This window comes from Roseateles sp. GW821-FHT03B02 (genome assembly GCF_059421025.1).
The window spans coordinates 184,639-207,455 of record NZ_JBWKUV010000003.1 but is presented as its reverse complement, the minus strand read 5'-3'; the positions used below and the strand labels follow the sequence as shown (position 1 = coordinate 207,455).

Annotated in this window: 20 protein-coding genes; 14 read left to right on the top strand and 6 right to left on the bottom strand. The window is 69.9% G+C overall.

What is annotated here, in order from left to right; genetic code table 11:
- Both AC07VX_RS10725 and AC07VX_RS10720 read right to left on the bottom strand, forming a co-directional pair.
- On the bottom strand, positions 1-1,092 hold the full coding sequence (locus AC07VX_RS10725; protein WP_493164712.1) for a DNA glycosylase AlkZ-like family protein: 1,092 nt from the start codon (positions 1,090-1,092) through the stop codon (positions 1-3).
- A complete protein-coding gene (locus tag AC07VX_RS10720; RefSeq protein ID WP_493164711.1) occupies positions 1,076-2,845 on the bottom strand; it encodes a diguanylate cyclase domain-containing protein in 1,770 nt (589 codons plus the stop codon). Before AC07VX_RS10720 ends, AC07VX_RS10725 begins: the two co-directional genes overlap by 17 nt.
- 344 nt (positions 2,846-3,189) lie before the next feature.
- On the opposite strand from AC07VX_RS10720, the gene yajC reads away from it, so the two are divergent.
- From yajC to AC07VX_RS10700, 4 genes are all read left to right on the top strand, one after another.
- Positions 3,190-3,510 (top strand): preprotein translocase subunit YajC, encoded by a 321-nt coding sequence (yajC, locus tag AC07VX_RS10715; protein ID WP_493164710.1) that lies wholly within the window; start codon positions 3,190-3,192, stop codon positions 3,508-3,510.
- A 77-nt stretch (positions 3,511-3,587) separates the two neighbouring features.
- Positions 3,588-5,483 (top strand): protein translocase subunit SecD, encoded by a 1,896-nt coding sequence (secD, locus tag AC07VX_RS10710; RefSeq protein ID WP_493164709.1) that lies wholly within the window; start codon positions 3,588-3,590, stop codon positions 5,481-5,483.
- Positions 5,484-5,495: 12 nt separating this feature from the next.
- The gene (secF, locus tag AC07VX_RS10705; RefSeq protein ID WP_493164708.1) at positions 5,496-6,530 is read left to right on the top strand and encodes a protein translocase subunit SecF; all 1,035 of its coding nucleotides are present in this window, start codon (positions 5,496-5,498) and stop codon (positions 6,528-6,530) included.
- 45 nt (positions 6,531-6,575) lie between these two features.
- Positions 6,576-9,017 (top strand): DUF1631 family protein, encoded by a 2,442-nt coding sequence (locus AC07VX_RS10700; RefSeq protein ID WP_493164707.1) that lies wholly within the window; start codon positions 6,576-6,578, stop codon positions 9,015-9,017.
- Between the two features lie 198 nt (positions 9,018-9,215).
- On the opposite strand, the gene AC07VX_RS10695 is transcribed toward AC07VX_RS10700, so the two are convergent.
- The 3 genes from AC07VX_RS10695 to AC07VX_RS10685 form a co-directional block, all read right to left on the bottom strand.
- The gene (locus tag AC07VX_RS10695; RefSeq protein ID WP_493164706.1) at positions 9,216-9,668 is read right to left on the bottom strand and encodes a Smg family protein; all 453 of its coding nucleotides are present in this window, start codon (positions 9,666-9,668) and stop codon (positions 9,216-9,218) included.
- Between the two features lie 86 nt (positions 9,669-9,754).
- Entirely contained in the window at positions 9,755-10,852 is a 1,098-nt protein-coding gene (dprA, locus tag AC07VX_RS10690; protein ID WP_493164705.1) for a DNA-processing protein DprA, read from the bottom strand.
- Entirely contained in the window at positions 10,852-12,015 is a 1,164-nt protein-coding gene (locus AC07VX_RS10685) for a LysM peptidoglycan-binding domain-containing protein (protein ID WP_493164704.1), read from the bottom strand. Before AC07VX_RS10685 ends, dprA begins: the two co-directional genes overlap by 1 nt.
- A gap of 127 nt (positions 12,016-12,142) precedes the next feature.
- On the opposite strand from AC07VX_RS10685, the gene def reads away from it, so the two are divergent.
- The 10 genes from def (at position 12,143) to AC07VX_RS10635 (ending at position 21,900) form a co-directional block, all read left to right on the top strand.
- Entirely contained in the window at positions 12,143-12,679 is a 537-nt protein-coding gene (def, locus tag AC07VX_RS10680; protein ID WP_493164703.1) for a peptide deformylase, read from the top strand.
- Between the two features lie 5 nt (positions 12,680-12,684).
- Positions 12,685-13,617: a methionyl-tRNA formyltransferase gene (gene fmt, locus AC07VX_RS10675; RefSeq protein ID WP_493164702.1), complete on the top strand. Its 933-nt coding sequence runs from the start codon at positions 12,685-12,687 to the stop codon at positions 13,615-13,617.
- Between the two features lie 58 nt (positions 13,618-13,675).
- Positions 13,676-14,521, top strand: coding sequence for a zinc metalloprotease HtpX (htpX, locus tag AC07VX_RS10670; RefSeq protein ID WP_493164701.1), 846 nt, complete (start codon positions 13,676-13,678; stop codon positions 14,519-14,521).
- Between the two features lie 36 nt (positions 14,522-14,557).
- The gene (locus tag AC07VX_RS10665; RefSeq protein WP_493164700.1) at positions 14,558-14,947 is read left to right on the top strand and encodes a hypothetical protein; all 390 of its coding nucleotides are present in this window, start codon (positions 14,558-14,560) and stop codon (positions 14,945-14,947) included.
- Between the two features lie 115 nt (positions 14,948-15,062).
- A complete protein-coding gene (locus AC07VX_RS10660) occupies positions 15,063-15,821 on the top strand; it encodes a head GIN domain-containing protein (RefSeq protein WP_493164699.1) in 759 nt (252 codons plus the stop codon).
- 25 nt (positions 15,822-15,846) lie between these two features.
- On the top strand, positions 15,847-16,563 hold the full coding sequence (locus tag AC07VX_RS10655; RefSeq protein WP_493164698.1) for an AzlC family ABC transporter permease: 717 nt from the start codon (positions 15,847-15,849) through the stop codon (positions 16,561-16,563).
- Complete coding sequence (locus AC07VX_RS10650; RefSeq protein ID WP_493164697.1) at positions 16,560-16,889, top strand: AzlD domain-containing protein; 330 nt, start codon at positions 16,560-16,562, stop codon at positions 16,887-16,889. The genes AC07VX_RS10655 and AC07VX_RS10650 overlap by 4 nt, the downstream gene beginning before the upstream one ends.
- Positions 16,890-16,953: 64 nt before the next feature.
- Positions 16,954-18,147, top strand: coding sequence for a phosphoglycerate kinase (locus AC07VX_RS10645; protein ID WP_493164696.1), 1,194 nt, complete (start codon positions 16,954-16,956; stop codon positions 18,145-18,147).
- 88 nt (positions 18,148-18,235) lie between these two features.
- Positions 18,236-19,495, top strand: coding sequence for a GGDEF domain-containing protein (locus AC07VX_RS10640; RefSeq protein ID WP_493164695.1), 1,260 nt, complete (start codon positions 18,236-18,238; stop codon positions 19,493-19,495).
- Between the two features lie 77 nt (positions 19,496-19,572).
- Complete coding sequence (locus AC07VX_RS10635) at positions 19,573-21,900, top strand: NADP-dependent malic enzyme (RefSeq protein WP_493164694.1); 2,328 nt, start codon at positions 19,573-19,575, stop codon at positions 21,898-21,900.
- Here the strand turns inward: AC07VX_RS10635 and AC07VX_RS10630 are convergent.
- Positions 21,842-22,774 (bottom strand): DMT family transporter, encoded by a 933-nt coding sequence (locus AC07VX_RS10630; protein WP_493164693.1) that lies wholly within the window; start codon positions 22,772-22,774, stop codon positions 21,842-21,844. The two genes, AC07VX_RS10635 and AC07VX_RS10630, sit on opposite strands and share 59 nt — an antisense overlap.
- Positions 22,775-22,817 lie beyond the last annotated feature (43 nt).

Sequence of the window (22,817 nt, the reverse complement as noted above, 5' to 3'; positions counted from 1 at the left end):
TCAGTCGTCGAGTCCCAGGAAGACGTGCAGGCGCTGGATCTCCTCGTCCAGCGCCGCCTTGAAGCCGGCCTCGCGCGGCGCGCGGCCGCTCACGTAGCCGCAGTCCATCTTCAGCTGCCCGCCCTTCACCCCTGCATTGGCCCAGCCGATGATCTGGTCGCGCCACAGCAGCGGCAGGGCGTAGTGGCCGCGCACCCGCTTGGCCGCGGGCGTGTAGGCCTCGAAGCGGTAGGCCCAGCCCCACAGCAGCTCGAAGCGGCGGCGGTCCCACACCACCGGGTCGAAGGGCGCCAGCAGCCGCACCTGCGACGGGATGCGCCAGCCGCGCGTCGGGTCTTCGTCGGCGGGCCAGTACCAGTCGCTGCCGTCGACCCGGGCGTGGGCCAGGCGGGCCTTGGCGCGGGCGAAGGTCGGCTTGCGCAGGTGCTGCCACTGGTGGGCAGCGTTGAAGAGCATGTTGATGAGCTGGGACAGGCTGCCGGCCGGCAGCGGGGCGTACTTCTGGATCAACACGTCGGCCATCGCGTCCATGGCGGCCTGCGGGTCGGGATGGGCTTCCCAGGCGGGTGCGAGGCGGTAGACGCGCGTGCCGCTGTCGCGCCGCACGACATCGAGGTGGCCGCGGTAGTGCAGGCCGTCCAGCAGCTCGGTGGACAGGCGGCTGTTGCCGCCGAACCAGTTCTTCACCGGGCCGTGGCCCAGGGCGGCATCGACCTCCGCCGGGTGGGCCTCGCCCAGGCGCTCGACCTCGGCGAGCACGGCGTTGGCCAGCTTCCAGCGCGGCTTGTCCCAGACGCGGCGCGCGGTGCGCGGGTGCATCAGCGCGCGCAGCTCGGGCGTGACGAAGCCGTAGTTGATGAAGAAGTCTTCCTGCAGCGGCAGGCGCGGGTAGCGGCGCTCCAGGTCGCCGGCCTGGTAGCCCTTGACGCGGTGGCGCAGCGTCAGGTCCTGGGCGCGGGCCGGGGCGCGCAGCGGGTCGGCCTGCACGAAGCCGCCGAGCTTCTCGACGGCCTTGAGCAGGGTGGTGGGCGTGAACAGGCTGCGCGCGACGGCGTGGCGGCGCAGCGCCGCGATGTCAAAACCTTGAGGCATTCGAGCTGGTGTTCGGCTGGGCCTGCCTGCGGGCGTACATGTCGGCGTCGGCGTGGCGCAGCAGGCTCTCGGTGTCCTGGCCGTCGTCGGGATAGAGGGCGATGCCGAAGCTGGCGCCGACGACGAAGTCGGCCGGGGCCAGGCCGGCCAGCGCCTCCAGCGGCGTGCGCATGCTGGCCTCGAGGTGGTCGCGCGCGGCCTCGGCGTCGGCACGGTTCTCGACCGACTCCAGCAGCAGCACGAACTCGTCGCCGGCATATCGGGCCACGATGTCGCCGATGCGCACGCCGGCGCGCAGGCGCTGCCCCGTCTCCTTGAGCACCGCGTCGCCGACGCCATGGCCGAAGCGCTTGTTGACCTCCTTGACGCGTGCCAGGTCGACGAACATGACGGCGAAGGGCCAGCGGTCGCCACGGCGGCGTTGCTGCAGGATGCGGTCCTCGATGCGGCGCAGGATGGCGCCGCGGTTGGACAGGCCCGTCAGCTGGTCGGTCAGCAGCCGCCGCTGCATGTCGGCGAAGCTGCGCGCGAGGTCACCGAGCTCGTCGGTGCGGTGCACCTCGGGAGGCTCGTCCAGCACGCCGTCGCCGACGCGCCGGGCTGCCTCGGCGAGCTCGCGCAGTTCGCGCGTGACGATGCCGAGCACCAGCCAGCCCAGGCCCAGCGCGACGATGACGCCCAGGCCGGCCAGCACGGCGGCCTGCACGAAGTTGCGCTGAACGCCGGCCAGGAAGTCGGCGCGCGGCGCGGCGACGACGACGAGCCAGTTCAGGCCCAGCGCCGGGTCGACGCGCGCATAGCCCAGCTGCACGGTGCGGCCATCTGTGTCGCTGAAGCTGTCGGTGCGCGGCGCCGTGCCCAGCGCCTCCGGCGCGGCGGCCGTGCGCTGGCGGACCGCATCGAAGGCGGCAGCGACGAGGGCGTCGGCGCTCTGAGCGGCGTTCAGCCGCTCGTGCTGACCGCTGGCCAGCGTCTTCATGTGCGCGCCGCGCGACACGCCGACGAGCTGGCCGTCGGTCTCGACGACCATGGCGACCGCGTTCTCGGTCAACGCCAGCCGCTGCAGCAGGGCGTTGACCTGCTTGAGCGGCAGGTCGGTTGCGGCCACCCCCTCGGGTTCGCCGACATCGTTGCCGACGCGCTTGGTGCGCGTGACGACGAGGTCCAGCGTCTTGAAGTCGATGTAGACGGGCGTCCAGCTCAGCGGCGCCGGGTTGGCCAGCGCGGCCTGGTACCAGGGGCGCTCGCGCGGCTCGAAGACCTTGTCCTCGGTGACTGGCGAGCGCAGGTCGCCGGTGATGCCGCTGAGCCGGTAGATGGTGCGCGGCCCGGTGCCCTCGGTGCGGGTGCGCAGTTCGGCCTCCAGCTCCGAGAAGCGCCACAGGCCGAGGAAATGGCCGTGGCGGTCGCCGTAGTAGACGTAGTTGTTTGGGTCGCGGTGTACCGAGGTGGCCAGCCAGAAGCGGGTGCGCAGCGTGTCCAGCTCGCGGCCGACGTTGTCGGGCGCCGGCAGGCCGGTGGGGAAAGCGGCCTCCAGCACGGCGTCGGCGCCGCCGACGTGGCGTTCCAGGGACACCGTGATACGACTCACGGCTTCCACGAGCAGTTGGCCGGACAGCGTGCCCACCGTGTCGCTCCCGGCACGCCAGGAAAGGCCCCCCATCAGCAGCACCAGGGCCAGCACGAGCACGACATAGGGCAGGGTCAGCAGGCGGCGCAGGCTGATGCGCGCGGGCAGGGCCCTCAGAAACATGCGCTCTCCATCAGAAATGGGGGATGGGCAGGCCGCCGTCGGCCACGCTGGCCGTACGCAGCAGCTCGGCGGCCGAGCCGCAGCAGCTCGCCGTAGGTGTTCAGCATGTGTGATGCCAGACCTGCAGCTCGCCATGCGCCAGGAAGCGCCTCTGGGGCGGCTGGCCGACGTTGATGCGCGGGTTGCAGGCGTCCATGGGCGCAGCATAGCGGCGCGGCCCCCGGCCCGGCAGGGACTTAGAATCCTGGGTTGCTTGCGCCTGGACCTGCGGTCGAGGCCGCGGCGGGGTTCGGTCTCCGCCAGGCGCACCGTCAATTTCCGAGTGAACCTCCAAGGAACGCAACGTGTTTATCTCCAACGCCTACGCCCAGGCCGCCCCGTCCGCCAGCCCCGACAACGGCCTGCTCGGCATGCTGCCTCTGGTGCTGATGTTCGTGGTGCTCTACTTCGTCATGATCCGGCCGCAGATGAAGCGCCAGAAGGAGCACAAGGCCATGATCGAGGCGGTGCAGAAGGGCGACGAAGTCGTCACCGCCGGTGGCCTGATCGGCAAGATCGCCAAGCTGGGCGACAACTTCATCCACCTCGAAGTGGCCAATGGCGTGGAAGTGCAGCTGCAGCGCAGCGCCATCACCCAGGTTCTCCCTAAGGGCAGCTTGAAGTAATTGGCCGCGTGCCCATCTCCCGGGCCACGCCGTCCGGGCGATGACTGCGCCGCACAGGCGCTGACAAGGACCTCCCCATGAACCGCTACCCGCTCTGGAAGTACGCGATCCTGCTCGTCGCGCTGCTGATCGGCACCCTCTACACCCTGCCCAACCTGTTCGGCGAAGCGCCGGCGGTGCAGGTGTCGAGCGCCAAGGTGACCGTCAAGATCGACACCTCGATGACCACGCGCGTCGAGGCCGCGTTGCAGCAGGCCGGCGTCAAGGCGGACTTCGTCCAGTTCGACGGCAACTCGGTCAAGGCGCGCTTTGCCGACACCGACACTCAGCTCAAGGCGAAGGACGCGATCAGCAAGGCCCTGAACCCCGATGCGGCCGAGCCGACCTACATCGTGGCGCTGAACCTGCTGTCGCGTTCGCCGCAATGGCTGTCCAGCCTGCATGCCAACCCGATGTACCTGGGCCTGGACCTGCGCGGCGGCGTGCACTTCCTGATGCAGGTCGACATGAAGGCGGCCCTCACCAAGAAGGCCGAGGCGCTGACCGGCGATGCACGCACCATGCTGCGCGACAAGAACATCCGCCACGCCGGCATCAGCCGCGACGCCAACACGGTGGTCATCGCCTTTCGTGACTCCGAGCAGCGCACGGCGGCGCAGAACCTGCTGAGCAACCAGCTGCCCGACGTCATCTGGACGCCGCAGGGCGAGGGCGCCGAGCTGCGCCTGGCCGGCAACCTGAATCCCAAGGCCCAGGTGGCCGTGCAGGAAGCGGCGCTCAAGCAGAACATCACGACGCTGCACAATCGCGTCAACGAGCTGGGCGTGGCCGAGCCCGTCATCCAGCAGCAGGGGCTGGACCGCGTCGTCGTGCAGCTGCCCGGCGTGCAGGACACGGCCAAGGCCAAGGACATCATCGGCCGCACTGCCACGCTGGAGCTGCGCATGGTGGACGATGGCGCCGAGGCGTTGGAAGCCCTCAAGGGCAACGGCCCCGTGCCCTTCGGCACCGAGCGCTTCATCGACCGCGGCTTCGGCCCCATCATCGTCAAGCGCCAGGTGGTGCTGACCGGCGACGCGCTGGTCGACGCCCAGACCGGCTTCGACGAGAACCACCAGCCCTCGGTGGACCTGACGCTGGACGCCAAGGGCGCCCGCATCATGAAGGACCTGTCGCGCGAGAACATCGGCAAGCGCATGGCCATCATCCTGTTCGAGAAGGGCAAGGGCGAGGTCGTCACGGCGCCGGTCATCCGCAGCGAACTCAGCGGCGGCCGCATCAAGATCTCGGGCGCCATGACGACGCAGGAGGCCAACGACACGGCCCTGCTGCTGCGCGCCGGCTCGCTGGCCGCGCCGATGGAGATCATCGAAGAGAAGACCATCGGCCCCAGCCTGGGCAAGGAAAACATCGAGAAGGGCATCGCCAGCGTCACCTGGGGCTTTGCCGCGGTGGCCGCCTTCATGTGCGTCTACTACCTGCTGTTCGGCGTGTTCTCCTCGCTGGCCCTGGGCTTCAACCTGCTGCTGCTGGTGGCGGCGCTGTCGCTGATGCAGGCCACGCTCTCCCTGCCGGGCATCGCCGCCATCGCGCTGGTGCTGGGCATGGCTATCGACTCCAACGTGCTGATCAACGAGCGCGTGCGCGAGGAGCTGCGCGGCGGCGAGTCGCCCCAGCAGGCCATCCGCCTCGGCTACGAGCGCGCCTGGGCCACCATCCTGGACTCCAACGTGACAACGCTGATCGCCGGCGTGGCGCTGCTGGTGTTCGGTTCCGGCCCCATCAAGGGCTTTGCCGTCGTGCACTGCCTGGGCATCCTGACCTCGATGTTCTCGTCCGTCGTGTTCTCGCGCGGCCTCGTGAACCTCTGGTACGGACGCCAGAAGAAGCTCAAGAGCGTGTCGATCGGCCAGGTCTGGAAGCCTCAGGACGACAAGCCTGGCGAGACGACCGACGTGGCTGCCAAGGCCTGAGGAACGTAGAACATGGAACTCTTTCGCATCAAGCGCGACCTGCCGCTGATGAAGCACGCGTTGGTCTTCAACGCGATTTCCTTCATCACCTTCGCGGCCGCCGTGTTCTTCCTGGTCACCCGGGGCCTGCATTTCTCCATCGAGTTCACCGGCGGCACCGTCATCGAGGTGGCGTACCCGCAGGCGGCCAACATCGAGAAGACCCGCCACGTCGTCGAGAAGATGGGCTTCGGCGAAGTCCAGGTGCAGAACTTCGGCTCCTCGCGCGACGTGATGATCCGCCTGCCCGTGCGCGGCGACGTCAAGCAGACCGAGCTGGTCGACAAGGTCTTCGGCGAGCTGTGCAAGGACGAGTCCGGCACCATCAGCCAGCACCAGATCGTCACGCCGCAGGGCGAGCAGGTCAGCAAGCAGGTCTGCAAGAAGGCCGACGGCACCGAACCCATCGTGCTGTCGCGCTCCGAGGTCGTCGGCCCGGCCGTCGGCGCCGAGCTGGCCCAGGATGCCGCCAAGGCCCTGGCCGTGACGGTGGCCGGCATCATGATCTATTTGGCCATCCGCTTCGAGTGGAAGTTCGCGCTAGCCGGCATCATCGCCAACCTGCACGACGTGGTCATCATCCTGGGCTTCTTCGCCTTCTTCCAGTGGGAGTTCTCGCTGGCGGTGCTGGCGGCCATCCTGGCGGTGCTGGGCTACTCGGTGAACGAGTCCGTCGTCATCTTCGACCGGGTGCGCGAGGCCTTCCGCAAGTTCCGCAAGATGAACACGCACGAGGTCATCGACCACGCGATCACGTCGACGATGAGCCGCACCATCATTACCCACGGCTGCACGCAGCTGATGGTGGTGTCCATGCTGCTGTTCGGCGGCCCGACGCTGCACTACTTCGCCGTGGCGCTGACCATCGGCATCCTGTTCGGCATCTACTCGTCGGTGTTCGTGGCCGCGGCCATCGCGATGTGGCTGGGCGTGAAGCGCGAGGATCTGATCAAGGCGGCAGCGAATCGTGACGACCCCAACGACCCGAACTCCGGGGCCGTCGTGTAGAGTGAAGCGAAGCCCGCAACCCCGCCGAGTCGCCCCCTTAGCTCCATGACCGCCGCCCGCAACCAGGCCCTGGCCACGCAGGCACGGCGCGTCTATCTCGAAGCCCTGGTGCGCGGCATGACGCCGCTGGTGGCTGCGGTGGGCCAAGGGGCGGGCAACCTGCTGGCCCAGGGCGCGCCGCACGCCGTCATGATGGCGCGGCGCGATGCGGTGCAGGCCTGGCAGAAGTCCGGCCCCAACTGGCAGATGGCCGTCGTCGCGGCCCTGCGCCATGCAGCCGTGCATGGCGTCACCGACAACGCCCGCGAGCACGAGCCGACGGCGCCGGCCTCGTCGCTCAAGATGAGCCTGGTCGACGACTCGACCATCGAGCGCGAGATCACGAGTTCCCGCCTGGCCCTGGTCATGATGGACCGCGCCACCTGGGAGTTCACCGACCTGCGTACCCGCATGCAGGCCCTGGAGGCGCAGGACGACCTCGATCCGCTGGACCTGCTGCGTGCCCACGTCGTGGCCCGGATCGCGCTGGACGCCTGGAGCCGCGTCGGGCTGGACGCCAACATCTGGCAGTTGCTTCACCATGAGCTGCACGAGGAATTCGCCCAGCTCATCAGCGAGGCCTACCACGAGACCAACCGCTGGCTGATCGCGCAGAAGGTGCTGCCCGAGGTGGACCTGCGGCCCTTCATCCGCCGCACCGCCCAGGCCGCCAAGGACGCGGTGGCCGCGGCCGGCGGCATGCCGCCGCCCCCGCCCATGTCGCCCGGCCCGGGCCTGGGCCCCAGCACCGGCTCGGCGCCGATGACGGGCCTGCCGGCCGCCCGCAGCAAGGCGAGCAGCCAGGCCGACGAGGTCATGGCCCAGCTGCAGCGCGTGCTGGCCCGCCATGTGCCCGGCTTCCCGGTCACCAAGAGCCAGGTGCCGGCCCGGCCGGGTGCCGGCAAGCCCAGCCTGGCCGATGTGGCGCCCGGCCAGGCGACAGGTTCGTCGGCGGACGCGTCGTTGGCGGCCGGCGCCAGGCCGTCGCTGGCCGATGCGCCGCCCCTCGCTGCGTCGCCGCGCCTGATGGGCGCCATCAAGCATGCGCAGGAGTCTCTGCAGCGCCGCCCGGCCGTCGGCTCGGAATCCGGCGGCGGCGGTGCGGCCACGAGCGCACCCCGGGCGCTTGAGGAAATCGGCGCCCGCAACCAGGCCTTCAAGCAGGTCCTGAAGCAGGCCGCGAACAACCCGGCCGAGCGCGCGACCATCGAGATCGTCGCGATGATGTTCCAAAGCATCCTGACCGAGGAGCGCATCCCGGCCACGGTGCGGGTCTGGTTCGCTCGGCTGCAGATGCCGGTGCTGCGCGTGGCCGTCAGCGAGCCCGACTTCTTCGCCGCCGCCGATCACCCGGCGCGCCGCCTCATCGACCGCATGGGTGCCTGCGTGATGGGCTTCAACACGGCCCACAATAGTGGGCCCGGCGCCGAGCGTGCCAGCAGCGATGCGCTGGAGCGGGAGATCAAGCGCGTCGTTCAGGTCGTCGAGGCCTACCCGGATACCGGCCGGCGGGTCTTCTCCACCGTGCTGACCGAGTTCGAGAAGTTCCTCGACCACTATTTCGAGAACGAGAACCAGGCCTCCAAGCGCGGCGTGTCGCTGGCCCAGCAGGTCGAGCAGCGCGAGACGCTGGCCATCCAGTACACCATCGAGCTGCGCAAGATGCTGTCCGAGGTGCCGGTGCAGGACGGCGTGCGCGACTTCCTCTTCCACGTCTGGGCCGATGTGCTGGCCGTCACGGCCGTGCGCGCCGGCGCCCAGTCAGACGTCACCAAGGTCATGAAGCGGGCCGCGGCCGACCTGATCTGGAGTGCCAGCGCCAAGGCCTCGCGCGAGGAGCGCGCCGACGTAATCCGCCGCCTGCCACCGTTGCTCAAGACCCTGCGCGACGGCATGAGCCATGCCGGCCTGCCCATCGACAAGCAGGACGAGCATGTGCGCCAGCTCAACAACGCCCTGGCGGCAGCCTTCACGGCCAAGACGGCCGCCATCCCACGCGAGCGTCTGGACGAACTGATGGACCAGCTGGAAACGCTGGAAGCCCTGCTGCCCGAGGACATCGAGGGCGGCGACAGCCATGTCGACGAGATGCTGGTGCGCGACCTCTCGGGCCACGAGTCCGAGGGCATGGAGGTCGTCGCCGAGGGCGGCTCGGCGCCGACACCGGCCATGGTGGCCTGGGCTCGCGAGCTGCAGGTGGGTGGCTGGTTCATGCTCGACTACCGCGGCCGCAACGAGCAGGTGCAGCTGGCCTGGCGCGGCCTGCGCAAGCAGCTGGCCCTGTTCGTCACGCCCAAGGGCCGCGGCGTTCTGTTCTCGCTGAATCGCATGGCGGCCTTCCTGCAGGCCGGCCTGCTGCTGCCGGCCCAGGACGAGGCCCTGACCGTGCAGGCCACGCGCAAGGCCCTGGCCAAGCTGGATGCCGACCCCGATCAGCTGCTGAAATGAAAAACGGCGCGAGGGACGTCAGTCCCTCGCGCCAGGCGGGCCCCGCTGAACGCGGGCATGGCCGGTCCCCGAGGGGACGAGTCCGCTTGCGGCATTTGGCCGCATGCAGACTCGGACGGGCCGGCTTGGGAGTGGCCGGGCGCTCGGCCCGAAAACAAGAACGGCGCCTGAGGCGCCGTTTTGCCGTGCAAGATCCGGTCAGTGGATCAGCCGGTCTTCCGGCGCGACGAAGAGCTCGTCCAGGATCAGCGCATCGGGCTCCTCGCCCAGGCTCCAGAACACCATCAGCACGATGATCTTCAGGTCTTCCAGATCCATGGGGGCGCCGGAGATGGCCATGGCGCGGTCGATGACCATCTCGCGCATCGGCCCGGGCAGCACGCCGGCGGATTCGAGGAAGCTGATGAAGCCGACCGAAGCTTCGCCCAGATGCTCGACCTCGGCGGCCGAGTAGACGCGCATCGCACGCTCGCTCTGCTCGCCCTGGTAGGACTCACCAGACGCGGCCAACCCGTCGAGCCAGTTCAGCGCCTCCTGGATCTCGTCATTCTCGAAGCCCACCGCCGTCAGCTTGCGCGCGAGCTGCGCATGGTCGGGGCAGGCGTCCGGGCGCCAGTAGGTCTCGTAGAGATAAACCAGGACATCGAACATCGTGAGGGGATGATAGCCCAGGGTCCGGCGGAGGGCGGACGCGAATAACCCCTCGGATACGGCTCTGATATCCGGGGTTAAGCTCGTCATCCCTGCCGGCGGCGCTGGAACAGCTGGCCCGCCAGTCGCGCGATCTGGCCGTCGAGTTCCAGCTCCAGCAGGGCCGCGCTCAGCTCAGCCGCGGGCCAGCCGCTGCGGGCCATCAGGGCGTCCATGCTGACAGGGTCGAAACCCATGGCGTCCAGCAGCGCCTGCTGCTCGTGAGGTGTCTCGGCGGGGGCCTCGGCCGCCGCCGGCGCGGCGCCCAGGGGCGGCGGCAACTCCTCCAGCACGTCTTCGGCCGACTCCACGAGCTTGGCGCCCTGGCGGATCAGCGCGTGGCAGCCGCGCGCCTGGGGCGAATGGATCGAGCCTGGAATGGCGAACACCTCGCGGCCCGCCTCGGCGGCGAGCCGGGCCGTGATCAGCGATCCCGACTGCACGGCCGCCTCGACGACCAGGCAGCCCTGGCTCAGGCCGGCAATGATGCGGTTGCGCTTGGAAAAGTTGGCCGACAGCACCGGCATGCCCAGCGCGTACTCGCTGACGATGAGGCCGCCGCCGGCCAGCAGCCGTGCGGCCAGATCCGCGTTGCGCCGCGGGTAGACCTGGTCCAGCCCAGTGCCGACGACGGCGATGGTCGCGCCGCCGGCGTCCAGCGCGCCCTCGTGGGCGGCGGCGTCCACGCCCAGGGCCAGGCCGGAGACGATGGCGTAGCCGGCGCGGGCCAGCGCACGGGCGAAGGCGCGGGCGTTGTCGCCGCCCTGGGCCGTGGGGTTGCGGCTGCCGACGACGGCGATGGACGACGCCGCCAGCAGCTCGCGGCGGCCCTGCAGCCACAGCAGCAGCGGCGGATCGGCCGTGGCCAGCAGGCGGGGCGGGTAGTCAGCGTCGCCCAGCGCCAGCAGGGCGTGGCCGGGTTCCGCCAGCCAGTCCCGCGCCTTAGCGATCAGCTCGTCCAGATGTTCCGGCGGCTGGTTGAAGGCCTCGCGCTGCTTGCCGGGCAGGGCCTGGTCCAGCGCCACGGCGGGCAGCTCGAACACGGCCTGCGGGCTGCCGGCCATGGCCAGCAGCCGCCGAGCCGTCGCCGGGCCCACGCTCTCGGTGAGCCGCAGCCAGTCGGCCAGCTCGGCCCGGTCGAGCATCAGGGCTGGGTGAAGCGGTCGCCCGGCCGGACGGCTTCCTTTACCGAGATGATGAGGGCGTAGGACACGCGCTCGTAGACCTCGAAAACGAAGAGCACGCCATGGCGCTCGTCCGGCAGCTTGATGGCCTGGGCCTTTTCCTGCGTCTTGTCCATGGTGACGGCGCCGTCCCGCCACAGCGCCAGCACATGGCCGCGCTCGACGCCGTCGCGCTTGCCGCGGTTCAGGGCAACGATCTGGTTCTGCCCCGCATTCAGGGCTTCGCCGTAGATGGCTGCGATCTGACCCGCCATGGCCTTGTCGGGCGCGTGCGGCACATAGCGGTCCAGATTGCGCGGCGGCGTCGGGGCGAGGCGGTCGCCGAGGCCGACTTCCTGCTTGGCCAGCTTGATGCGCATCGTGGCCGGGACGATTTCGGTCTTGCCGTCGGCCAGGCTGCGCTCCTCGCCGGGGCGGGTCAGCTCGGCCGTGCCGACGTATGGCGCCTCGTAGCCGAGGATTTCCTTCGTGGCCGGGTCGCGCAGCGGCCGTGCGGTGCGGAAGACGCGGAAGTCCGTCGCGCCGGCGAAGTCCCCGCGGGCGTAGGCCAGGTCGCCCCTGCCCAGCAGCACATGGCCTTCCTGGGCGGCGACGATGCGCGGCGCGGTGGCGAGCTGGTCGGTCTCGAACACGACGGCGTCGGTCAGGAAGGGCTGGATCAGGTGCAGCGGGATAGCCGTGATGGGGTCGGCGTCCAGCCCGGCGATGCGCATCTGCGGGCGCAGCTTGACCGTGTCGCCAGCGGTGGCCCCGCCGACACCCTGGGCCAGCTGCAGCCGGGCGCGGCCGTCCACCTTGACGAGCAGCAGCACCTGGCCGGGGTAGATCAGGTGGGGGTTGCGGATCTGGTCGCGGTTCATGCCCCAGAGTTCGGGCCAGCGCCAGGGGCTCTTCAGGAACAGCTTGGAGATGTCCCACAGCGTGTCGCCGGCCTGCACGGTGTGCTGGTCGGGGGCGTTGGGGGCCAGTTCAGCCAGTGGCACGCCGGCGGTGGCGACCTGGTCCGCCACGCGGCGCTGTTCGGCCGTGACGGGCAACTGGCTGGTCTGGGCCCAGGCCGTGGTCGTTGCGAGGGCGAGGCAGGCCGCAAGGACGGGAATGTGGGCGGGGCGGGCAGCGGGCATCGGGCTCGGTCTCCGAAGGGATTGCCGGATCGGCGAAAATCCGCGTGATTCTGCCCGCATTCAACCTGGCCGGCTCCCGCTTGCGAGTGCTTACAAAGCACGAGGCGTGGCCGGCGGCCCACACCCCATGGCTCAACTGCATATCCTCCGCTACCCCGATCCACGCCTGCACACCGTCGCCAAGCCCGTGGCCGCGGTCGACGAGCGCATCCGCCAGCTCGTCGACGACATGCTGGAGACCATGTACGCCGCCGACGGCGTGGGTCTGGCCGCGACGCAGGTGGACGTGCACGAGCGGGTCGTCGTCATCGACACCTCGCAGGACCGCGACACGCCGCGGGTGCTGATCAACCCGGAGCTGGTCAAGACCAGCGAGCGCATGGTCGACGGCGAGGAGGGCTGCCTGTCGGTGCCGCAGATCTATGACAAGGTGCCGCGCCACGCCGAGGTGACCGTGCGTGCAACCAACCGCGACGGCGAGGTCTACGAGTTCGACGCCGACGGGCTGCTGGCGGTCTGCGTGCAGCACGAGATGGACCACCTGATGGGCAAGGTCTTCGTCGAGTACCTGAGCCCGCTCAAGCGCGACCGCATCAAGACCAAGATGGTCAAGAAGACGCGCGAAGAGGAAGCGGAAGCCAGGAAACGCAACCAGCGGCTCTGACCGGCATGCGCGTCGTCTTTGCCGGCACGCCGGAGTTCGCCGCCGTTGCACTGGATGCCCTGCTGGCCGCCGGCTTCACGGTGTCGCTGGTACTGACCCAGCCCGACCGCCCGGCCGGGCGCGGCATGAAGCTGCAGGCGTCAAGTGTGAAGCAGCGCGCCGTCGCGGCCGGCATCCCGGTGGCCCAGCCGCAGGGCCTGAAGCTGGACGGCAAATACGCCTCCGACGCCGCCGCGGCCCGCGAGGCGCTGCTGGCGGCGCACGCCGATGTCATGGTGGTCGCCGCCTACGGCCTCATCCTGCCGCAGTGGGTGCTGGACACCCCGCGCCGCGGCTGCCTGAACATCCATGCCTCGCTGCTGCCGCGCTGGCGCGGCGCGGCCCCCATCCACCGCGCCATCGAGGCGGGCGACGCCGAGACCGGCATCACCATCATGCAGATGGACGCGGGCCTGGACACCGGCGACATGCTGCTGGTCGGCCGCGAGGCCATTGCTGCCTCCGACACGACGGCCTTGCTGCATGATCGCCTGGCGGCCATGGGCGGCCGCCTGATCGTGGAGGCCTTGCAGGCGCCGAGCCTCGCGCGCACGCCGCAACCCGCCGCGGGCGTCACCTACGCCCACAAGATCGAGAAGGCCGAGAGCAGCATCGACTGGCGACAGCCCGCCGCCGAGATCGAGCGCCGCCTGCGCGCCTTCGACCCCTTCCCCGGCGGCGTGGCGACGCTGGCCGGCGAGGCCGTCAAGATCTGGCGGGCCGAGCTGGCCGAGGGCCGCGGTGCGCCGGGCGAAGTCATCGCCCCGGGCCCGGTCGTTGCCTGCGGCCAGGGCGCGCTGAGGCTGACCGAGCTGCAGCGCGCCGGCGGCAAGCGCGGTCCGGCCGCGGCCTTTCTGCAGGCACGGCCCATTGCCGTGGGCGAGCGCTTCGACGCTTGAATTCGGGTTGGCGTGGCACCATCTGCCACATCACCCGTCACTTCGAAAGCGAGCCGAGATGTTCAACCTCGTGAAGACCGCCATCCTGATGGCCGCCATCACGGCGCTGTTCATGGCCGTGGGCGCCATGATCGGCGGCCGTGCCGGCATGCTGATCGCGCTGGCCGTCGCCGTCGGCATGAACTTCTTCAGCTACTGGTTCTCGGCGGACATGGTGCTGAGGATGTACAACGCCCGCGAGGTGGACGCCAGCTCGGCGCCGCAGTTCTACGGCATGGTGGCCGAACTCAGCGCACGCGCCGGCCTGCCCATGCCGCGCGTCTACCTGATCGACGAGGCCGCGCCCAACGCCTTCGCCACCGGCCGCAACCCCGAGCACGCCGCCGTGGCCGCGACGACGGGCATTCTGCGTGCGCTGACCGAGCGCGAGCTGCGCGGCGTCATGGCCCATGAACTGGCCCATGTCGCCCACCGCGACATCCTCATCAGCACCGTCAGCGCGACCATGGCCGGCGCGATCTCCATGCTGGCCAATTTCGCGGCCTTCTTCGGCGGGCGCGACGAGAACGGCCGCCCGACCAACCCCATCGCCGGCATCGCCGTCGCGCTGCTGGCGCCGCTGGCTGCCAGCCTGATCCAGATGGCCATCAGCCGCGCGCGCGAATTCGAGGCGGACCGTGGCGGCGCGGAGATCTCCGGCGATCCGGCAGCCCTGGCCTCGGCGCTGGACAAGATTCACCGCTTCGCCCAGGGCATCCCGCTGCCCACCACGGAGGCCCACCCCGAGACGGCGCAGATGATGATCATGAACCCGCTGTCCGGTGGCGGCCTGCGCAGCCTGTTTTCCACCCACCCGTCGACGCAGGAGCGCATCGCGCGCCTGCTGGCGATGGCCCGGCGCTGACTCAAGTTCGCCGCCGCGGCGCCGATACCTGAGCAGATGAAGCGACTTCTCCTCGCCCTGCCCCTGCTCTCAGCCCTGTCGGCCTGCGAGCAGCTGGGCATCGACGACCCGGTCAAGCTGGCCGCAGCCAAGGAGGCGGAGGGCAAGGCCATCGGCAGCGCCTGCCGGCACGCCATGCGCGCCATCGAGGACTGCTACGTGCTCAACCCAAAGGCGCAGAAGGCGGCCGTGTACACCGGCTGGCGCGAGATGGACGAGTACATGCGCGAGAACAAGCTCGAAGGCATCGCGCCCGTCGTGCCCCGTCCGGGCGCCAGGCCCGCGCAGGCCGCCGAGGAGGCCGAGGCCAAGGCGGCCGAGAAGCCCGCTGAAAAGGGCGCCGACAAGACCGTGGACAAGACCGTGGACAAGGCCAAGGCCCACTGAACAGCGCGCCCAGCCGCATTTCGGGCCGCGAATCCTGCGCATCGTCGCGCCGCCCTCGGCCAGGCGTGGTGCGCTCGGCACCATGGCGACCATCACAACCCCGATGGAGCCCGTCATGAACCACTCCCGCCGCCTTTTCGCCCTCGGTCTCGTGGCCGCCGCCGTCCTCAGCGGCTCCGCCCAGGCCTGGAGCTGGAGTAACAACAGCGAGCGCGTCAACGGCAACGGCGACATCGCCACCGAGGCCCGTGACCCCGGCGCCTTCGACGGCGTCGCGCTGACCGGCGGCTTCAACGTCGTCATCCGCCAGGGTTCGGGCAACAAGGTCGAGGTCAAGGCCGACCGCAACCTGCTGCCCTACATCGAGACTCGCGTGATCGAGGGCGGCAAGGGCCGCACGCTGCAGATCGAGCCCAAGAAGGGCTTCAACATCAGCTCGTCCAGCAACCCCAGCTTCGTCATCGAGATGCCGGCGCTGCGCGCGGTTTCGGTGGCCGGCTCGGGCACGATCAAGGTCGAGGCGATGAAGACCGGCGGCGTCGACGCGGCCATCGCCGGCTCCGGCGACATCCGCTTCGCCGGCCTGGACGCCGAGCGCCTGGGCATGAAGGTCAGCGGCAGTGGCGACATCGTCGCGGCTGGCCGCTGCGGCAGCGCCAGCGTCTCCATCGCCGGCAGCGGCGACGTGAAGGCCGCCGACCTGGTGGCCGAAGAAGTCAAGGTCACCATCGCCGGCAGCGGCGATGCGCAGGTCAATGCGACCAAGCGCCTCAACGTATCCATCGCCGGCAGCGGCGACGTGAAGTACGCCGGCTCGCCCGAGATCACCTCCTCCATCGCCGGCAGCGGCAAAGTCCGTCGCCTCGGCCAGTGATTGAAGTGCCGCCGACAATGGCGGCATGACTCTGTTTTCGAGGCTGCGCGCGCTGGCGGCCGACCCCGATTTCCGCCAGGGTGCGCGCGACATGGCCTCGCCCTCCCTGGGCCTGGCCGCCTGGGGCCTGGTGACCGGCGTGACGATGGTCAAGAGTGGCCTGAGCCTGCCGCTGGCCTTCGGCATGTCGCTGCTGGTGTTCGCCGGCAGCGCCCAGCTCACGGCCCTGCCGCTGATCGCCTCCGGCGCGCCGCTGTGGGTGCTGCTGGCCACGGCCTTCTGCGTGAACCTGCGCTTTGTCATCTTCAGCGCGCAGTGGCGCCACTACTTCGGCCATCTGCCGCGCCTGAAGCGGCTGACGCTGACCTACTTCGCGGCCGACCTGAACTTCGTCTACTTCATCAAGCGCTACCCTGACCCTGTGCCGGCGCGGCCGCAACGGCGCTACTTCTGGGGCGGCGTTGCGGTGAACTGGCCGACCTGGCAGGCCTGCTCCTTCACCGGTATCCTGCTGGCCGACCGCATCCCGACACACTGGGGCATCGGCTTCGCCGGCGTGATGGCGCTGCTGGGCCTGTCTTACTCGCTGCTGACCGAGCGGGTGCTGTGGTGGGTGGCCGTCACGGCCGGGGCTGTGTCCATCGCGACCTACTCGCTGCCGCTCAAGCTCAACATCCTCTGCGCCATCGTCGCGGCAGGCGCCGTCGGTTGGTGGCTGGATTCCCGGAGGGCCGGGCGATGAGCGAGGCCCTGGCCTGGGTCGCCCTGTTCGGCCTGGGCGCCATCACCGTGCTGACGCGCGGCTTCTTCATGATCGGCAACGAACCGCTGCCCATCCCGGACTGGCTGCGCGAGTTGCTCAAGGTCGCGCCGCTGGCGGCGCTGGTGGCCGTGGTCGCACCCGAGATCTTCATGACGCAGGGCCATGTCATCACGACCTGGCAGGACGCCCGTTGGCCGGCCGCGCTGGCCGCCACGGCCTACTACTTTTGGCGCAAGGGCATCCTTGGCACCATCGTCGTCGGCATGGCCGTCATGCTGCCGTTGAAGCTCGGTCTCGGTTGGTAACCGCGCCGGACCGCCCGCGCGCGAGAATGCCGGCAGTATTTCTCACCAACTGCCCCGTCCGACCATGAACGTCATCCGCTTCTCCGACCTGATCGCCGCCGGCAAGGTGGCCGGCCAACGCGTCTTCATCCGCGCCGACCTCAACGTGCCGCAGGACGACAACGGCAAGATCACCGAGGACACCCGCATCCGCGCCTCGCTGCCGGCCATCAAGATGGCCCTGGACGCCGGCGCCGCCGTCATGGTCACGTCCCACCTGGGCCGCCCGACGGAGGGCGAGTTCAAGCCCGAGGATTCGCTGGCGCCGGTGGCGGAGCGCATGGCCGAGCTGCTGGGCCGCCCCGTGCCGCTGCAGCGCGACTGGGTCGACGCCGTCTCCGTGGCGCCGGGCCAGCTGGTGCTGCTGGAGAACTGCCGGCTCAACAAGGGCGAGAAGAAGTGCAGCGAGGAACTGTCCAGGAAGCTGGCCGCCCTGTGCGACATCTTCGTGCACGACGCCTTCGGCACCGCCCACCGTGCCGAGGCCACGACCTACGGCATCGCCAAGTTCGCAAGAACGGCCTGTGCCGGCCCGCTGCTGGCCGCCGAGATCGATGCCATCACCAAGGCCCTGGCCAACCCGCGCCGGCCGCTGGTGGCCATCGTCGCCGGCTCCAAGGTCTCGACCAAGCTGACCATCCTGCAAAGCCTGGCGAGCAAGGTCGACGGCCTCATCGTCGGCGGCGGCATCGCCAACACCTTCATGCTGGCGGCCGGCCTGAAGATCGGCAAGTCGCTGGCCGAGCCGGATCTGGTCGACCAGGCCAAGGCCGTCATCGCCGCGATGGCCGCGCGCGGTGCCGAGGTGCCCATCCCCGAGGACGTCGTGACGGCCAAGGCCTTTGCCGCCGGCGCGACGGCCTCCGTCAAGGCGGCCACCGACGTCGAGGACGATGACCTCATCCTCGACATCGGCCCCAAGACCGCCGCCAGGCTGGCCGAGAAGCTCAAGGCCGCCGGCACCATCGTCTGGAACGGCCCGGTCGGCGTCTTCGAGTTCCCCGCGTTCGCCCATGGCACCGAGGCCATCGCCCGCGCCATCGCCGAGAGCGTCGCCTTCAGCATCGCCGGGGGTGGCGACACGCTGGCGGCCATCGCCAAGTACGGCATCGAGAAGGACGTGGGCTACATCTCCACCGGCGGCGGCGCCTTCCTGGAAGTGCTGGAAGGCAAGACCCTGCCGGCCTTCGAGATCCTCAGCAAGCGCGCTGCGGGCTGACGCAAGTCCGCCCCTGGCGGCGGACCGATTTCACGCACCCACTCGGGCGTTGTGACAATTTGTTGCAGCCGGCCGCCAGAATGTCCGGATGGTCCTGCGCTGGCTGCTCGCTCTGCTCGTTGTCGCAACGTTGCTCGGGCTCTATGCCAACGAGCACTGGATGACGCGCAGCCTCGCGTTGGACGGGCGCGGCCCGGCGCAGCGCCTTCAGCTGGTCGATGACAGCAGCAGCGGCGGCGCGAGCCACGCGGTGCTGGTCGAAGGGGCAGCCGGCGGGCCGCTGGCCATGCGCTGCGAGATCAGGCCCGGCTTCCAGTGGCCCTACTGCGAGATGCAGATCGAGATGCTGGGGCATGACCTCGATGCCGGCGGCTTCAGCCACATCCGGCTGTGGCTGCATGCCGAGGGCCCGACGCTGGACAACAGCGCGCCGCAGCTGCGCGTTTTCCTGCGCAACTTCCATCCCGCCTATTCGGCCACGGGCCAGGGCGTCGATCTCAAGCCTCACGAGGTCGTCTTGGCGCCCGGCGCCCAGCCCCTGCCGGTGGAGCTGCGGCTGTCGCAGTTCATGATCAGCTCCTGGTGGGCCCAGAGCCATCCGCTGCCGGTGGCGCTGATGGGTCCGCAGATGGACCGCATCCGCGTCTTCAGCCTCAGCACCAGCGGGCAGGTTGCGCCGGGCGTGCATTTGATCCGCCTGGATCGCGCCGAACTGGTGGGCAACTGGATCGCCCCGGAGACTTTCCGCCTGGGCCTCGTCGGCCTGTGGATGTTCAGCCTGCTCGGCTATCTGGCCTGGGAGAGCTGGACGGTGCGGGGGCGGCTCAGGCGCTCGATGACGCGCTCGCGGGCGCTGGAGAAGATGGCCCTGCGCGACCCGCTGACCCGCGTTGCCAACCGCGACGGTCTGAACCGCGCGCTGGAGCTGCTGCTGCAGGTGCAGGGCGACATGAGCTTCCCGCTGTCGATCGTGTTCGTCGATGCCGACCACTTCAAGCGCATCAACGACGAGCATGGGCACGACGTGGGTGACCATGTGCTGGTGCTGCTGGCCCGCACGCTGCGCGCCAACCTGCCGCGTGACGACCTGCTGGCGCGCTGGGGCGGCGAGGAGTTCGTCATCGTGATGCCGCAGACCCCGGCCGAGGAGGCCGTGGCCGTGGCCGAGCGGCTGCGCCAGGTCATGGCGCGCACCGAGTGGCCGGCCGGCCTGACGGTGACGGCGAGCTGGGGCGTGGCCCAGGCCGTGACGGCGGCGGAGGTGGACACCGCCTTGCGCGAGGCCGACCAGGCCATGTACCGCGCCAAGCGCGACGGGCGCGACCGCGTGATATCGGCTTCTGCATAGATCGCCAAGAAACCTGCATCGCGCGGGGCCTGAAACGCGGCGTAATCTTCCGGGTTCCCTTCCGGAGATGTGCTGCCATGGAAAAGAACAACGCTCCCTTGTCGCCTGCCGAAGCCGCGCTGCGCGACGCTGCCCGTGACTATCACCGCGCGCCGACGCGCGGAAAGATTTCCGTCACGCCCACCAAGGCGTTGAGCAACCAGCGCGACCTGTCGCTGGCTTACTCGCCGGGCGTGGCCTATCCCTGCCTGGACATCGAGCGCGACCCGGCCCTGGCCGCTGACTTCACGTCGCGCGGCAACCTCGTCGGCGTCATCACCAACGGCACGGCCGTGCTGGGCCTGGGTGATATCGGTCCGCTGGCGGCCAAGCCGGTCATGGAAGGCAAGGGCTGCCTGTTCAAGAAGTTCGCCGGCATCGACGTCTTCGACATCGAGCTGGCCGAGCGCGACCCCGACAAGCTCATCGACATCATTGCCGCGATGGAGCCGACGCTGGGCGGCATCAACCTGGAAGACATCAAGGCGCCCGAGTGCTTCTACATCGAGCGCGAGCTGTCCAAGCGGATGAACATCCCCGTCTTCCACGACGACCAGCACGGCACGGCCATCATCTCGTCGGCCGCGCTGCTCAACGGGCTGGAGCTGGTGGGCAAGGACATCGGCAAGGTCAAGGTCGCCGTGTCGGGCGCGGGCGCAGCAGCCATCGCCTGCCTGGACGTCATGGTGGGCCTGGGCGTGAAGCGTGAGAACGTCTTCGTCTGCGACTCGCGCGGCGTCATCCAGAGCGAGCGCGAGGACGCCAAGGCGGGCAAGCTGGACGAATCCAAGCAGCGCTACTGCCAGATCACCGCTGCCCGCACGCTGGCCGACGTGGTGGCTCGCGCCGACGTCTTCCTGGGCTGCTCCGCCGCCGGCGTGCTGACGGCCGAGATGGTCAAGACCATGGCCGACAAGCCCATCATCCTGGCCCTGGCCAACCCCGAGCCCGAGATCCGCCCCGAACTAGCCAAGGCCGTGCGGCCGGACTGCATCGTGGCCACGGGCCGCAGCGACTACCCCAACCAGGTCAACAACGTCCTGTGCTTCCCCTACATCTTCCGCGGTGCGCTGGACTGCGGCGCCACCAAGATCACCGAGGGCATGAAGCTGGCCTGCGTGCGCGAGATCGCGGCGCTCGCCAAGGCCGAGACGAGTGATGAGGTCGCCGCGGCCTACGCCGGCCAGGAGCTGGCCTTCGGCCCCGAGTACCTCATCCCCAAGCCCTTCGACGCCCGCCTCATCCTGCGCATCGCGCCAGCCGTGGCTGCGGCGGCAGCCGTGGATGGCGTGGCCACCCGGCCCGTGGCGGACCTCGACGCCTATCGCCAGTCGCTGGAGCGCTTCGTCTACCAGACCGGCATGTTCATGCGGCCCGTGTTCACCGCCGCCAAGGCCGAGAAGGCCCGCGTCATCTACGCCGAGGGCGAGGACGAGCGCGTGCTGCGCGCCGTGCAGGTGGCGCTGGACGAAGGCCTGTGCCGGCCCACGCTGATCGGCCGCCCCGAGGTGCTGGCCTCACGCATCCAGCGCGCCGGCCTGCGCCTGAAGCTGGGCGAGGACGTGGCCGTCATCGACCCCGAGGACGACCCGCGCTTCCGCCTGTACTGGGAGGCTTACCACGCGCGCATGAAGCGCAACGGCGTGACGCCCGAGATGGCCAAGTCGGCCGTGCGCCGCTCCAACACCGCCATCGGCGCGCTGGCCATCGAGCTGGGCGATGCCGACGCGATGATCTGCGGCATGGTCGGCCGCTTCGACCGCCACCTGGAGCAGGTGCGCGAACTCGTCGGCCTCAGCGCAGGCGCCCGCCAGTTCGCCGCGATGAACGCGCTGATGCTGGAGAGCATGACCCTCTTCATCGCCGACACCTTCGTCAACGACGACCCGACGGCCGAGGAGCTGGCCGACATCGCCGCCATGGCCGCCGAGGAGGTGCGCCGCTTCGGCCTGCCGCCCAAGCTGGCCTTCGTCAGCCACTCGATGTTCGGCTCGTCCACGCGTCCGTCGGCGATCAAGATGCGCCGTGCCCACGAGCTGTTCTCCGCCGCTCACCCCGAGGTGGAGTGCGACGGCGAGATGCACGGCGACGCGGCCCTGTCCGAGAGCGTGCGCCAGGCCTTCCTGCCCGACAGCAAGCTCACGGGTGCGGCCAACCTGCTGGTGCTGCCGACGCTGGACGCCGCCAACATCCTCTTCAACGTGCTGAAGATCAGTGCCGGTCACGGCGTGACGGTGGGCCCCATGCTGCTCGGCGCGGCGCGGCCGGTGCACATCCTGACGCCCTCGGCCACGGTGCGCCGCATCGTCAACATGACGGCTCTGGCGGTGGCTGACGTGCGGGAAGCGCGGCTCGCGAAGGGCTGAATTGCGCCAGCGCCACGCCGGCGAGGATGACGCCGGCGCCCAGCAGCTTGTGGGCGCTGAACTGCTCGCCGCCCCACAGCCAGGCGGCCAGGCCGGCCACCAGCGGCATCAGGTAGATCAGCGGCGCGGTGCGGGCCACGCCGCGCTTCTCGTTGGCCCAGCCCCAGGCCAGCCAGCCGATGAAGCCGCCGCCGGCCACCTGCCACAGCGTGCCGCTCCACACCCAGTGCGGCTGGGCCCGCCAGTCGATGGCGGTCAGCTCGGGCCAGCACCACGCCAGCATCGGCACGGTGCAGACCAGGCTGCCGTAGCCCAGCACCGTCACGCCGCCGTGATGCTGGATCAGCGGCTTGGCTGCAACCGTGTAGTAGCTGAACAGCGCGGCGGCGGCGAGCAGCGTCAGGTCGCCCAGCGAGGCCTGCCAGTCCGCGGCCAGCAGCTTGTCGGACGTGAACAGCAGAGCGCCGGTGGCGGCGGTCGCCACACCCGCCACCTGGCCGGGCGACAGCCTCTCGATGCCGCTCAGCCGCAGGATCAGCAGCGTGAACACCGGCCCGCAGGCCAGCAGCACGCTGGCGCTGAAGGCCGTGGAGCCCTGCATGCCATAGGCCGACAGCAGCAGATGCAGGCCCTGGCCCACCAGGGTCAGCCGCACCAGCGGCCAGACCTCGCGGCGGTCCAGCCGTGGCCAGCGCAGGCCGAAGCGCCAGCACAGCAGGGCCACGGCGCAGACGGGCACCAGCAGGTAGCGCAGGCCCAGGAAACCCGCTGGCCCGACTTGGTTGAACAAGGCCTTGGACAGCGGGAAGTTCAGCCCCCAGGTCAGCACCACCGCGAGGGCGGCGGCAAGAGGCGCGGCGGAACGGTCAGTCATGCCGGCATGTTCTCATCCGGTCTTCACGCTGTTGCTGGCCCGT

Coding starts and splice junctions, on each gene's coding strand:
- AC07VX_RS10630 (WP_493164693.1), bottom strand. CDS start 22,774: ATGACTGACCGTTCCGCCGCGCCTCTTGCCGCCGCCCTCGCGGTGGTG.
- htpX (WP_493164701.1), top strand. CDS start 13,676: ATGTTCAACCTCGTGAAGACCGCCATCCTGATGGCCGCCATCACGGCG.
- AC07VX_RS10700 (WP_493164707.1), top strand. CDS start 6,576: ATGACCGCCGCCCGCAACCAGGCCCTGGCCACGCAGGCACGGCGCGTC.
- AC07VX_RS10650 (WP_493164697.1), top strand. CDS start 16,560: ATGAGCGAGGCCCTGGCCTGGGTCGCCCTGTTCGGCCTGGGCGCCATC.
- AC07VX_RS10660 (WP_493164699.1), top strand. CDS start 15,063: ATGAACCACTCCCGCCGCCTTTTCGCCCTCGGTCTCGTGGCCGCCGCC.
- secD (WP_493164709.1), top strand. CDS start 3,588: ATGAACCGCTACCCGCTCTGGAAGTACGCGATCCTGCTCGTCGCGCTG.
- AC07VX_RS10685 (WP_493164704.1), bottom strand. CDS start 12,015: ATGCCCGCTGCCCGCCCCGCCCACATTCCCGTCCTTGCGGCCTGCCTC.
- secF (WP_493164708.1), top strand. CDS start 5,496: ATGGAACTCTTTCGCATCAAGCGCGACCTGCCGCTGATGAAGCACGCG.
- AC07VX_RS10695 (WP_493164706.1), bottom strand. CDS start 9,668: ATGTTCGATGTCCTGGTTTATCTCTACGAGACCTACTGGCGCCCGGAC.
- AC07VX_RS10725 (WP_493164712.1), bottom strand. CDS start 1,092: ATGCCTCAAGGTTTTGACATCGCGGCGCTGCGCCGCCACGCCGTCGCG.
- AC07VX_RS10665 (WP_493164700.1), top strand. CDS start 14,558: ATGAAGCGACTTCTCCTCGCCCTGCCCCTGCTCTCAGCCCTGTCGGCC.
- def (WP_493164703.1), top strand. CDS start 12,143: ATGGCTCAACTGCATATCCTCCGCTACCCCGATCCACGCCTGCACACC.
- dprA (WP_493164705.1), bottom strand. CDS start 10,852: ATGCTCGACCGGGCCGAGCTGGCCGACTGGCTGCGGCTCACCGAGAGC.
- AC07VX_RS10640 (WP_493164695.1), top strand. CDS start 18,236: ATGGTCCTGCGCTGGCTGCTCGCTCTGCTCGTTGTCGCAACGTTGCTC.
- fmt (WP_493164702.1), top strand. CDS start 12,685: ATGCGCGTCGTCTTTGCCGGCACGCCGGAGTTCGCCGCCGTTGCACTG.
- AC07VX_RS10645 (WP_493164696.1), top strand. CDS start 16,954: ATGAACGTCATCCGCTTCTCCGACCTGATCGCCGCCGGCAAGGTGGCC.
- AC07VX_RS10720 (WP_493164711.1), bottom strand. CDS start 2,845: ATGTTTCTGAGGGCCCTGCCCGCGCGCATCAGCCTGCGCCGCCTGCTG.
- AC07VX_RS10655 (WP_493164698.1), top strand. CDS start 15,847: ATGACTCTGTTTTCGAGGCTGCGCGCGCTGGCGGCCGACCCCGATTTC.
- AC07VX_RS10635 (WP_493164694.1), top strand. CDS start 19,573: ATGGAAAAGAACAACGCTCCCTTGTCGCCTGCCGAAGCCGCGCTGCGC.